Source organism: uncultured Nocardioides sp., from assembly GCF_902805925.1.
Classification (GTDB): Bacteria; Actinomycetota; Actinomycetes; order Propionibacteriales; family Nocardioidaceae; genus Nocardioides.
In genome coordinates this window covers 36867-48324 of record NZ_CADCUP010000045.1, presented here as the reverse complement: position 1 = coordinate 48324, position 11458 = coordinate 36867, and the positions used below count along the sequence as shown (strand labels likewise).

13 protein-coding genes are annotated in these 11458 nt (G+C 73.5%); 6 read left to right on the top strand and 7 right to left on the bottom strand.

What is annotated here, in order from left to right; translation table 11 throughout:
* Positions 1-42: 42 nt before the first annotated feature.
* Positions 43-555, bottom strand: a complete 513-nt coding sequence (locus QZX64_RS03360) for an SRPBCC family protein (RefSeq protein ID WP_295656958.1) — start codon at positions 553-555, stop codon at positions 43-45.
* The gene (locus QZX64_RS03355; RefSeq protein ID WP_295656957.1) at positions 552-923 is read right to left on the bottom strand and encodes a helix-turn-helix transcriptional regulator; all 372 of its coding nucleotides are present in this window, start codon (positions 921-923) and stop codon (positions 552-554) included. Before QZX64_RS03355 ends, QZX64_RS03360 begins: the two co-directional genes overlap by 4 nt.
* A 51-nt stretch (positions 924-974) precedes the next feature.
* On the opposite strand from QZX64_RS03355, the gene QZX64_RS03350 reads away from it, so the two are divergent.
* A complete protein-coding gene (locus QZX64_RS03350; protein WP_295656956.1) occupies positions 975-2363 on the top strand; it encodes an aspartate ammonia-lyase in 1389 nt (462 codons plus the stop codon).
* Positions 2360-3070 carry a class I SAM-dependent methyltransferase gene (locus tag QZX64_RS03345; protein WP_295656955.1) on the top strand — a complete coding sequence of 237 codons (711 nt, stop codon included), beginning with the start codon at positions 2360-2362 and terminating at the stop codon, positions 3068-3070. The genes QZX64_RS03350 and QZX64_RS03345 overlap by 4 nt, the downstream gene beginning before the upstream one ends.
* Positions 3071-3116: 46 nt before the next feature.
* Here the strand turns inward: QZX64_RS03345 and QZX64_RS03340 are convergent, their stop codons facing one another.
* From QZX64_RS03340 to QZX64_RS03330, 3 genes are all read right to left on the bottom strand, one after another.
* Positions 3117-3758, bottom strand: a complete 642-nt coding sequence (locus QZX64_RS03340; RefSeq protein ID WP_295656954.1) for a lytic transglycosylase domain-containing protein — start codon at positions 3756-3758, stop codon at positions 3117-3119.
* Positions 3759-3982: 224 nt separating this feature from the next.
* Positions 3983-5302 (bottom strand): PhoH family protein, encoded by a 1320-nt coding sequence (locus QZX64_RS03335; protein ID WP_295656951.1) that lies wholly within the window; start codon positions 5300-5302, stop codon positions 3983-3985.
* A 308-nt stretch (positions 5303-5610) separates the two neighbouring features.
* Positions 5611-6387 (bottom strand): isoprenyl transferase, encoded by a 777-nt coding sequence (locus tag QZX64_RS03330; protein ID WP_295656949.1) that lies wholly within the window; start codon positions 6385-6387, stop codon positions 5611-5613.
* 113 nt (positions 6388-6500) lie between these two features.
* Here QZX64_RS03330 and QZX64_RS03325 point away from each other — a divergent pair, with 113 nt between their 5' ends.
* Entirely contained in the window at positions 6501-7241 is a 741-nt protein-coding gene (locus tag QZX64_RS03325) for a hemolysin III family protein (protein WP_295656947.1), read from the top strand.
* 41 nt (positions 7242-7282) lie between these two features.
* Here QZX64_RS03325 and QZX64_RS03320 read toward each other — a convergent pair whose 3' ends face one another.
* Positions 7283-8194, bottom strand: a complete 912-nt coding sequence (locus QZX64_RS03320) for a DUF1353 domain-containing protein (RefSeq protein WP_295656945.1) — start codon at positions 8192-8194, stop codon at positions 7283-7285.
* 49 nt (positions 8195-8243) lie between these two features.
* Between QZX64_RS03320 and QZX64_RS03315 the strand changes: the two genes are divergently transcribed.
* A complete protein-coding gene (locus tag QZX64_RS03315) occupies positions 8244-9443 on the top strand; it encodes an AGE family epimerase/isomerase (protein WP_295656944.1) in 1200 nt (399 codons plus the stop codon).
* Positions 9444-9450: 7 nt separating this feature from the next.
* On the opposite strand, the gene QZX64_RS03310 is transcribed toward QZX64_RS03315, so the two are convergent.
* Complete coding sequence (locus tag QZX64_RS03310) at positions 9451-9861, bottom strand: rhodanese-like domain-containing protein (RefSeq protein ID WP_295656943.1); 411 nt, start codon at positions 9859-9861, stop codon at positions 9451-9453.
* A gap of 103 nt (positions 9862-9964) precedes the next feature.
* On the opposite strand from QZX64_RS03310, the gene QZX64_RS03305 reads away from it, so the two are divergent.
* Both QZX64_RS03305 and QZX64_RS03300 read left to right on the top strand, forming a co-directional pair.
* Entirely contained in the window at positions 9965-10762 is a 798-nt protein-coding gene (locus QZX64_RS03305; protein WP_295656942.1) for a glyoxalase superfamily protein, read from the top strand.
* Complete coding sequence (locus tag QZX64_RS03300) at positions 10762-11385, top strand: cyclopropane-fatty-acyl-phospholipid synthase family protein (protein WP_295656941.1); 624 nt, start codon at positions 10762-10764, stop codon at positions 11383-11385. The genes QZX64_RS03305 and QZX64_RS03300 overlap by 1 nt, the downstream gene beginning before the upstream one ends.
* Positions 11386-11458 lie beyond the last annotated feature (73 nt).

Here is an 11458-nt window from a genome sequence, read left to right as displayed (position 1 = left end):
CCTGCAGGGCCGCGAGGAGACCTACTGGCTCTACGTCGCGCGTCAGGAGAGCTCGCCGCGGTAGTGCGCGGCGAACGCCGGGTAGTAGTCCTCGAAGTCGATGCCCGCCACGCCGCCCCCCGTCTCCGCCGCGACGAGACGGTCGAGGTAGTAGTCCCAGCCGGGGCCCACGCTCTCGGCGATCCCGGGGTCGGTGACCTCCTGGGCGAAGGTCAGCGTCGTCACGCCGCCGGACTCGGCCAGCGTGACCTCCCAGCGCCACAGCCCCGCAGGGTCGTCGGGAGTGACCGAGCGCATCACCAGGCGCGTGGGCCGCACGCACTCGTCGATCCAGACCGTCTCCTCGGGCACGTCGTCGCCCTCGGCGGTCATCCGGAACGCGACCGTGCCGGAGGTGGGGTCGCCCGTCCAGGTGCCGATCCAGCGCTCCAGACGTCCCGGCTCGGTGATGGCGGCCCAGACGTCGTCGGCGGGCGCGGGAAAGGTGCGCTCGAAGACGAGGTACGGCGCGTCGCCCCGTCGCTGGTGCCGGCCGGTCGGGCTCGCGGTGGTCATGCTGTCTCCTCGGTGGGGGTCGTCGACGCGGTGGTGGTGGGGGTCGTGGAGCGTTCACGTACGGTGCGCCGCACCTCGAGGTCGAGGCCGTCGAGGTCGGACGCGGTGAAGCGGGGGGCCGGCGCGAGGCCCGCGAGCCAGTCGGCGACCGGCGTCAGGCCGGCCCGCTCCAGGCGGTAGTGGCGCTCGCGCCCGCGGTCCTCGGCGGCGACGAGCCCCGCCTCCCCGAGCACCCGGAGGTGCCGGCTGATGGCCGGCCGGGTGATGTCGTGGTGCGCCGCGAGGTCGACCACGCGGGCCGAGCCCTGGGCGAGCCGGCCGAGCAGGTCGCGGCGTACCGGGTCGGCCAGCGCGGCGAAGACGTCCACGAACTATTGGTAACTGTTCTGTTACCTATCTGTCAAGGGTACGGTCGGCCCATGAGCGACGACGACTACCGCATCGAGCACGACAGCATGGGCGACGTGAGGGTGCCTGCCTCCGCCCTGTGGCGGGCCCAGACCCAGCGGGCCGTGGAGAACTTCCCCATCAGCGGCACCACCCAGGAGCCGGCGCTGATCCATGCGCTGGCCCGGGTCAAGGCCGCGGCCGCGACCGTCAATGCCGATCTCGGCGTGATCGGCACCGAGCGCGCGGAGGCGATCGCCGAGGCGGCCGCGGAGGTGGTGGCCGGCGACCACGACGGCGAGTTCCCCCTCGACGTCTTCCAGACCGGGTCGGGCACCAGCACCAACATGAACATGAACGAGGTGCTCTCCTCCCTCGCCGGCGTCGCCGGCACCGAGGTCCACCCCAACGACCACGTCAACGCCTCCCAGTCGTCCAACGACACGTTCCCCACCGCGATCCACGTCGCCGCCGCGCTGTCGGTGCGCGACGGCCTGGTGCCCGCCCTCGAGACGCTCGAGCGCTCGCTGGTCGCCAAGGCCGAGGAGTTCGCCGGCCTGGTGAAGTCCGGCCGCACCCACCTGATGGACGCCACGCCGGTGATGCTCGGACAGGAGCTCGGCGGGTACGCCGCGACGCTGGCCTACGCCCGGGAGCGGCTCGACGCCGTCCTCCCCCGCGTGCGGGAGCTCCCCCTCGGCGGCACGGCGGTCGGCACCGGCATCAACACGCCGCCCGGCTTCGCCGCCGCGGTCATCGAGGCGCTGGCCGCCGACACCGGCGAGCCCTTCACCGAGGCGCGCAACCACTTCGAGGCGCAGGGCTCGCGTGACTCCCTGGTCGAGCTGAGCGGCGTGCTGCGCACCATCGCGGTGGGCCTGACGAAGATCTGCAACGACCTGCGCTGGATGTCGTCGGGCCCGACCACCGGGCTCGCCGAGATCCACCTTCCCGACCTCCAGCCGGGGTCGAGCATCATGCCCGGCAAGGTCAACCCGGTGCTGCCGGAGGCGACGCTGATGGTCTGCGCGCAGGTGGTCGGCAACGACGCGACGGTGGCCTGGGCCGGGGCGTCCGGCAACTTCGAGCTCAACGTGATGATGCCCGTGCTCGCCCGCAACCTGCTGGAGTCGGTCCGCATCCTCGGCACCGCCTCGACCCTGCTGGCCGAGCGCTGCGTCGACGGCATCACCGCCGACGCCGAGCGGATGCGCACCTACGCCGAGTCGTCGCCGTCGGTCGTCACGCCGCTGAACAAGCTCATCGGCTACGAGGCCGCCGCCAAGATCGCCAAGCAGGCGCTCGCCGACGGGTCGACCATCCGCGAGACGGTGCTGGCGATGGGCTACCTCGAGCGCGGCGAGCTCACCGAGGAGCAGCTCGACGAGGCCCTCGACGTGGAGCGGATGACGCACCCGTGAGGGTCGACGACCCCGACCACGTCCGCGAGCAGTACGCCGATGAGACGCGGCTGGCGACCCGCACCGCCGTCTGGCAGCCGTCGGCCGACGGGCGCGACCCGGTCTCCGAGGCGCTCGCGGCGGTCGAGCGCGCACTGCCGGGCGGCACCGCCGACGTGCTGGAGGTCGGCTGCGGCACCGGAGCGATGGCCGAGCGCATCGCCGCCCTGCCGGGCGTCCGGCTGGTGGCCGTCGACTTCACGCCACGCTTCGTCGAGCTGACGGCGGGCCGCGGCATCGACGCCCGGCAGGCCGACATCCAGTACCTCCCCTTCGGCGACGGCTCCTTCGACGTCGTCTACGCCGGCTGGATGCTCTACCACGTGCCCGACCTCGACCGCGGGCTCGCGGAGATCCGGCGGGTGCTGCGGCCCGGCGGCACGCTGGTGGCCGTCACCAACGGCGACGAGCACCTCGCCGACCTCCGCGAGGCCGCCGGCGCCCCTCGGGCGCCCCTGCCCTTCTCCAGCGAGAACGGAGCAGCCTCGCTGGCCTCCCGGTTCACCGACGTGCGCCGCCAGGACCTGGAGACCCGTGCGGTCTTCGCCGACCACGCGGGTGCCCAGGCCTACCTCGACACGTTCGGCGAGGGCCTCGAGGGCCGGCTGCCGCACTTCGACGGCTCCCGGGAGTACGCCGGCCACGTCGGCATCTTCGAGGCGCGCTGACCCCTCGTCGCCGCCGGGGCGAGCAGGCACCTGCTCGCAGCCGGGGTCAGTACCAGCCGTTGCCCTGCTTGAAGCCCCACGCGTTGCACGGGGTGCCGTAGCGGTCGGCGATGTAGCCCAGCCCCCAGCGGATCTGCGACTCCGCGGACGTCTGGTAGTCGGCGGGCAGGTCGTGGGTGGCGGTGAGCGCCTGCGGGATGCCGTACGCCGAGGAGGTGGGGTTGTCGGCGTCGATGCGCCAGTTGCTCTCGCTGACGTAGAGCGCGTCGAGGCAGGAGAACTGCGAGTCGGCGAAGCCGTGCTCGGCGAGCAGGGCCCGGCCGATCTGCCGGGGGTCGGCGTCGTCGAGGCTCTCGGTGCGCGTGGTCGCGAGGCCCCGGCCACGCGACAGCGCCGCCTTCTTGGCCGGGTCGGTGGCCGTGCGGCGGTCCGAGCGCGACACCGGCGTCGTGGCGGCCCGTTCGCGGAGCCGCTCCTCGGAGACCTCGGCCGTCGCCGCCCCCCACAGTCCGGGCGACGTCTGGGAGGCCGCGGGCTCGTCGGCCAGGACACCGCCGGCGACACTGATGCCGGTCACCACCACGGCGGCGCCCGACAGGGCGGCTGAGGTGCGCTTGACGCGCCGACGCGCGTTCTGGGCGGTGGCGCGGGGCGCGCAGTGCTGGGGAACGTACTTCGTGGAGGACACGACTCTCACAGGGGTAGACGACACATGCGGGGGCCCGGACCGCGGCCCGTCAGGACCGACGGGAGGGGGAACCGTCGCGGAACGGCCACCAGCCACCCTGCACGAGTCGCGCAGGCGTGGCAAAACGACGGCGGAGCCCGGATCCAGGGATCCGGTCCCCGCCGTCGCACCGGTCACACCGGCCCCGTCAGCCTCACGTCACAGGGTCATGTCACAGGTTCATCTCACAGGGTCACGTTCTCCAGCATCTCGGTCACGAGGGCGGCGATCGGCGACCGCTCGGAGCGGGTCAGCGTGACGTGGGCGAAGAGCGGGTGCCCCTTGAGCTTCTCGATGACCGCCACCACGCCGTCGTGGCGCCCCACCCTCAGGTTGTCGCGCTGCGCGACGTCGTGGGTGAGGACCACCTTGGAGTTGGCCCCGATGCGCGACAGCACGGTGAGCAGCACGTTGCGCTCCAGCGACTGGGCCTCGTCGACGATGACGAAGGAGTCGTGCAGCGAGCGGCCGCGGATGTGGGTCAGCGGCAGCACCTCGAGCATGCCGCGGGCCAGCACCTCGTCGATGACGTCCTTGCCGGCCATCGCGCCGAGGGTGTCGAAGACGGCCTGGGCCCACGGCGACATCTTCTCGTTCTCCGAGCCGGGCAGGTAGCCGAGCTCCTGGCCGCCCACGGCGAAGAGGGGGCGGAACACCACGACCTTCTTGTGCTGGCCGCGCTCCATCACCGCCTCCAGCCCGGCGCACAGCGCCATCGCGGACTTCCCCGTGCCGGCCCGGCCACCGAGCGAGACGATGCCGACGTCGGGGTCGAGCAGCATCTCCAGGGCGATGCGCTGCTCGGCGCTGCGGCCGTGGATGCCGAAGGCCTCCCGGTCACCGCGCACCAGGTGCACCCGCTTGTCCGCGCCCACCCGGCCCAGGGCGGTGCCGCGGTCGGAGACCAGCACCAGCCCGTTGTGGCAGGGCAGGTCGCGCGCCTCGTCGAGGTCGACCGCGCCGTCGTCGTACAGCTCGTCGAGGACCGGCGAGGTGACATCCAGCTCGGCCATGCCGGTGTAGCCGGTGTCGGAGTCGCTGATGGCCTCGGCACGGTACTCCTCGGCGTCGAGGCCGACGGCGGAGGCCTTGATGCGCAGCGGGAGGTCCTTGGAGACCAGGGTGACGGCGTGGCCCTCGTCGGCGAGGTTCTTGGCCACCGCGAGGATCCGGGTGTCGTTGTCGCCGAGGCGGAAGCCCGACGGCAGCGCCTGGGGGTCGGTGTGGTTCAGCTCGACCCGCAGGGTGCCGCCCTCGTCCCCCACCGGCACCGGCTCGTCGAGCCGGCCGTGCAGGATGCGCAGCTCGTCGAGCGCGCGGAGGGCGCTGCGGGCGAAGAAGCCGAGCTCGGGGTGGTGCCGCTTCCCCTCCAGCTCGGTGATCACGACCACGGGGAGCACCACCTCGTGCTCGGCGAAGCGGCGCATCGCGCCGGGATCGGCCAGCAGCACGCTGGTGTCGAGGACGTACGTGCGACCGCTCTGGACCTGCTTGGTGCCTGCCACGACTACTCACCCTCACGGGCCGGCGCGCACACTCCTCGCCCGGCCCTAGTTCACACTGGCGGACCGGGAGCCTCGCGATGGTGCGCTGGAGGAGGTGACCCGAGAGCCGGAGTGCCGGCTCCCCCGGACGCGTGCGGGCAGCAGCCCCCAGTGGCGTCCTGCGTGGTCGTGAGCGTTCACGAACGGGCCTCCCGATGCGGCGAGCTTCCCCACTCGCCGATGGAGCCGAACGTACGCCGCGGCGCGGCCCGGATCGGGCGACACGCCCGAACGCGAGGTGACCGGACGGTGACGGTCGGGGGCTGGGCTCAGCCGCCGAAGCGGCGCTCGCGGTTGGCGTACGCGCGCACGGCCCGCAGGAAGTCGACCCGCCGGAAGTCGGGCCAGTAGGCCTCGCAGAAGTAGAACTCGCTCTTGGCCGACTGCCACAGCAGGAACCCGCCGAGTCGCTGCTCGCCGGAGGTGCGGATCACCAGGTCGGGGTCGGGCTGGCCCCTGGTGTAGAGGTGCTCGGAGATGTGCTCGACGTCGAGGGTCGCGGCGAGCTCCTCCAGGGTGGTGCCCTTCTCGGAGTGCTCGGCGAGCAGGGAGCGCACGGCGTCGGCGATCTCGCGGCGGCCGCCGTACCCGACGGCGATGTTGACCAGGATGCCGTCGACGTCGGCGGTGGCCGCCTCGGCCTCCTTGAGACGGCGCGCGGTGTGCGCGGGCAGCAGGTCGAGGGCGCCCACGGGGTGCAGCCGCCAGCGACGCTCGTCGGCGAGGGAGTCGACCGCCTCCTCGATGATGCCGAGCAGCGACTCCACCTCGTCGGCCGGCCGGTTGAGGTTGTCGGTGGAGAGCAGCCACAGCGTGACCACCTCGATGCCCGTCTCCTCACACCAGCCGAGCAGCGGCTCGATGTTGGCCGCACCCGCCCGGTGGCCGTGCGCGGTGTCGGCCCCGACCGCCTTCGCCCAGCGGCGGTTGCCGTCGAGCATGACGCCGACGTGCTTGGGGAGCCGGTCGGCGGGGAGCCGCCGTGCGACGCGGGCCTCGTAGGCCGGGTAGAGCACCCGTCGCACCGCGTCCTTCCAGTTCGCCACCCCCCGATGGTAGATGAAGCGGAGCCTTGCCTCGGTCGCTTCGCGAGGGCCCACCTATGACATCGCTCGCGAAACCCTGACGCACTGGGCCCGCTCACGTACCGTTGCCCACCATGAACGACTCGTTGCGCCACCGAATGGACGATGTCCACGGGCGCGTCGACGACGCCACGGGAGCGATCAACGACGCACTCGCCGAGATCAAGCCCCGCCTGCGCGGCTGGCTGCACGCGGGAATCGCCCCGCTCGCGCTGGCCGCCGGCATCGTGCTGGTCGTGCTGTCCCCCGACGCGACCACCCGGGTCGGGTCGGCCGTCTTCGCCCTGTCGGCCCTGGTGCTGTTCACCGTCTCCGCGGTCTACCACCGTGGCTCGTGGTCACCGACGGCGCAGGAGGTGCTCCGCCGCTTCGACCACTCCAACATCTTCGTCCTCATCGCCGGCACGCTCACGCCGTTCGCGCTGCTCCTGCTCGACGGGTCCGACCGCTGGACCATGCTCGCCATCTCGTGGGGCGGGGCGATCGGCGGCGTCGTCCTCAAGGTGCTGTGGGGCGGTGCCCCGCGGTGGCTCTCGGTGCCGGTCTACGTCGCCCTGGGCTGGGCTCCGGTGTTCTTCTTCGGCGACTTCGTCGAGGGCGCCCAGCAGCTCGGCGCCGGCATGGGGACGGCCGTCATCGCGCTCATCTGCGTGGGCGGGGCCCTGTACACGCTCGGTGGCGTGGTCTACGGGACGAAGTTCCCCGACCCCTCGCCCCGGTGGTTCGGGTTCCACGAGGTGTTCCACACCTTCACGATCCTGGCCTTCGTCTCGCACTACGTCGGCGTCTCGCTGGCGACGTACTCGCTGCGCTGACCGCGGGTGCCCGTCGCGGGCGCAGAGACCCCGCACCCCTCTCAGAGCAGCAGCACCGCCATCACCGTGACCGACCCGGCCACCACCGCCGCGCCGAGGCCGGCCGCCAGGGCCGGCCACCGGGTGGCCAGCACCTCGATCACGACGTAGGTGCCCGCGACCACCGCCAGCGCGAGGGTGACCGGCAGCAGGACGGCGAGCAGCACCCCGACGATGGCGCCGGCCGCCCGGAAGCGTCCCCAGGCCAGGCCCAGGAGCAGCGGGATCGTGACCGCCCCGGCGAATCCTCCGGCGAGCTCGACCCGCCACGGCCGCTCGCCCATCCACGGCACCTCGAACGTCAGCGGCCAGGAGGCGTCGAAGAGGTCGGCGACGGCGCTGATGCCCAGCACGACCACCACGCCGACGGTGAGGGCGACCGCCGCGCGGTAGCGCCACGTGCGTGCGCCCGACCACGCCAGCCCCCGGCCGAGCACCAGCGTCGCGACCGTGACCGCCGACCACACGAGCCAGCGGCGCACGACGCCGGTGCCGGTGTCGGCCATCGCGTCGCGGAAGACCCGGTCGGCCTCCACCCGGTCGACCCGGCGGCCCTGCGTCGAGACGTAGGACGCCGGCTCCTCCGGGTCCCGCACGAGCCCGTCGTGCAGGAGCGCGGCGGGCAGGTGCGCACCGGTCTTGGGCACCAGCCAGGTGAGGAGGGCGGGCACGGAGGTCAGGTCGGTGCGGAACACGTCGGGGTCGGCCGGCACCAGCAGCTCCCCGAGGCGCCGGTCGTCGTAGGCGATGCGTCGCTGCATGCCGAACGACTCGAGCCCGGTGTCGGTGTGCCGCTCCAGGACGATGCGCGGCGCCCGTCCGCGGGAGGGAGGCTCGCCGGGCTCCGCCCCGCGCGCCGGGACGCCGCCGTCGTAGAAGCGACCCACCTGCCGGTGCACCTGGGGGATCCACACGGCGCCCAGGGTGGCACAGGGCACGGACGGCATCGGGTTGGATGGCCACGTGGGCGCACCCGAGGAGACCTGGCTGGCCGAGCATCGACGATCCCTGCGGGCGGTGGCTGCCGGCTCCCGGCACCCGCTGGGCGGGTTCGGCTGGCTCGACCGCGGCTGCCGGCTCGTGGTCGACCGACCGGTCGAGCTGTGGATCACCTGCCGGATGACCTACGTCCTCGCGATCTCGGCGCTGCACGAGGGCATCGACACCCGGGAGCTGGTCGAGCACGGGCTGGACGCGCTGACCGGGCCGCTGCACGACGACGAGCACGGCGGCTGGTTCGCCTCCTTCGGCCCCCGGGGGCCGGTCGACGACACCAAGCAGGCCTACGCCCACGCGTTCGTCGTGCTGGCCGCCTCCGCGGCGCTCGTGGCCGGTCAGGAGCGGGCCCGGGCGGTGCTGGAGGAGGCGCTGGACGTGATCGAGAGCCACTTCCACGACGACGCCACGGGCCTGTACGCCGACGTGCTCGACCGCGCCCTCGCCGAGCGGGAGCCCTACCTCGGCGCCAACGCGAACATGCACCTGGTCGAGGCGATGCTCGCCGCCGCCGATGCGACCGGCGAGCGGTGGCCGGTCCAGCGGGCGCTGGAGGTGGCCACCCGCGTGGTGCACGAGATCGCGCCGGCGCTGGACTTCCGCCTTCCCGAGCACCTCGACACCTCGGGTGTCCCGATGCTCGAGCACAACCGCGACGACCCCGCCCACCCGTTCCGGCCGTACGGCGTGACCATCGGCCACCAGCTCGAGTGGGCCCGGCTCCTGGTGCAGCTGGAGCTGGCCCTCGGTCCGGCGGCACCCGGCTGGCTGCTGGAGGACGCGCGCAGCCTCTTCGCCCGGGCCGTCGCCGACGGCTGGTCGGTCGACGGCGACGAGGGCTTCGTCTACACCGTCGACTTCGACGGCCGCCCGGTCGTGCACGAGCGCATGCACTGGGTCGTGGCCGAGGCGGTGGCCGCGGCGCACGTGCTCGACCTGACGTTCCCCGGCGAGGGGTACGCCGACCTCGAGAGCAGCTGGTGGGACCACGCACGCCGCCACCTCGTCGACCCGGCCGGGTCGTGGCACCACGAGCTGGACCGGCACCTGCGACCGGCGCACACGGTCTGGGACGGCAAGCCGGACGTCTACCACGCCTTCCAGGCGGCGCTGCTGCCGACGACGGGCGTCGCGACCTCGTTCGTCAGCCGGCCACCGGGCCGCTGACCGGGAGCTACCGGACCAGCGGAGCCACGACGCCGGCGACGTCCTCGAGGCCGCCGGCGTTGTAGACGTCGGTGAAGCCGAGCTCCTCCATCCGGTCGGCGGCGATGCCGGCGCGCCGCCCGGAGGCGCAGTAGACGACGTACGTCGCGTCGCGGGCCAGCGGCTCGACCTGCGCGTCGAAGTCGTCGGACTCGACCGGGATGTTCATGGCGCCCTCGAGGCGGCCCTCCTCGAACTCCTCGGGCGTGCGCACGTCGATCACCAGGGCCCCGGTGTCGACCAGGTCGCGGGCGGCGCCCGGCGAGACGACGTCCTCGCCGGGATCGTAGGCGCCCTGCCACCGGGCGACCCCGACGGCGACGGCCACCGCGATCACGAGGACGGTGACGGCCACGACGACGATGCGCTGGCGGGTCATGCGGTCAAGCATGGCAAACCGCGCCACGTCCCCCGCGCACCGCCGCGGCCCCGCGGAGCCGGCCGCCGCCGCTGGACGCCCGAGGGGAGTAGCGTCTCCACGCATGGACAACCTGCTCCAGGCCGTGCCGCTGCTGCGGATCTACGACGAGGACAGGGCACGCGAGTTCTACCTCGACTACCTCGGCTTCACCCTCGACTGGGAGCACCGGTTCGAGGAGGCGCTGCCGCTCTACGCGCAGGTCTCCCGCGACGGCGTCCGCCTCCACCTCACCGGGCACCACGGGGACGCCACCCCGGGCAGCACCGTGCTGGTGCAGGTCGCCGACGCACGAGCGCTCCTCGACGAGCTGCGCGCGCAGGACTACGACATGCTGCGGCCCGGCCTCGAGCACCAGCCGTGGGGCCTGGAGGTCAGCGTCGTCGACCCGTTCGGCAACACCCTCCGCTTCCACGAGCCGCAGCCGGCCGACGCGGCCGAGGTGCCCGAGCCGATCCGGCACGAGGTGGTGGTGGCGGTGGAGCCCTCCGAGGCGTTCGACCGCTTCACCGGCCGGTACGGCGAGTGGTGGGACAAGCAGTACACCCCCGACCCCGGCACCTACGACGGCATGAGCGTGGTGCCGCGCGTCGGTGGCACGGTCGCGCTGCGGCACCGGGACGCCGAGGAGCACCCGATCGGCGAGGTGACCGTCTGGGAGCCGGGTGAGCGCTTCACCCAGACCTTCACGCTGGCCCTGCCGCCCGGGCTCGCCACGACGCTGGACGTGCGGTTCACCGCCGACCCCGCCGGCTCCCGCGTCGCCCTGGAGCACGGCGGCTGGACGGCCGGCACCGCGCACCTGCGTGACAGTTTCGGCGACTGGGCGCACCTCCTCGACCGCTACGCCGCGCTCACCTGATGGACGCGCGGCAGTGGGACGAGCGGTACGCCGCCACCGACCTGGTGTGGTCCGCCGGCCCCAACCGGCTGGTGGCCGCCGAGTGTGCCGCCCTGCCCGCCGGCTGGGCGGTCGACCTCGCGGCCGGGGAGGGGCGCAACGCGATCTGGCTGGCCAGGCAGGGCTGGCGCGTGACGGCGGTCGACTTCTCGCAGGTGGGGCTGGACAAGGGCCGCCGCGTGGTCGAGGCGGAGGAGCTCCTCGGTGCGATCGACTGGGTCTGCGCGGACGCGACGACCTGGACACCGGCCGAGCCGGTCGACCTGGTCGTGGCGGCGTACCTGCAGGTGCCGGCCGACGACCGCCGCAGGGCCGTCGTGGGAGCGGTCCGGTCGCTCGCACCCGGCGGCACGCTGCTGTGGGTCGCCCACGACTCCTCGAACCTCACCGAGGGCACGGGCGGCCCGCAGGACCCCGCCGTGCTGATGACGGCCGAGGACGTCCTGGCCGACGTCGCCTCGGCCGACGTGGCCGTCGACGTCGTCCGTGCCGAGCGGGTGGCCCGTCTCGTGGAGAGCGGCGACCACCACGGCGAGGAGCAGCGGATCGCCTGGGACGCGGTGGCCCGGGTCACCCGGCGCTGACGACCGGGACCGGGGCTGGTGGTGCCGGGGGTCGTCTACCACCTGTGGGCCGGCCGCCACCGGGTCGCACCGG

Coding starts and splice junctions, on each gene's coding strand:
- QZX64_RS03310 (WP_295656943.1), bottom strand. CDS start 9,861: ATGACCCGCCAGCGCATCGTCGTCGTGGCCGTCACCGTCCTCGTGATC.
- QZX64_RS03350 (WP_295656956.1), top strand. CDS start 975: ATGAGCGACGACGACTACCGCATCGAGCACGACAGCATGGGCGACGTG.
- QZX64_RS03360 (WP_295656958.1), bottom strand. CDS start 555: ATGACCACCGCGAGCCCGACCGGCCGGCACCAGCGACGGGGCGACGCG.
- QZX64_RS03300 (WP_295656941.1), top strand. CDS start 10,762: ATGGACGCGCGGCAGTGGGACGAGCGGTACGCCGCCACCGACCTGGTG.
- QZX64_RS03305 (WP_295656942.1), top strand. CDS start 9,965: ATGGACAACCTGCTCCAGGCCGTGCCGCTGCTGCGGATCTACGACGAG.
- QZX64_RS03325 (WP_295656947.1), top strand. CDS start 6,501: ATGAACGACTCGTTGCGCCACCGAATGGACGATGTCCACGGGCGCGTC.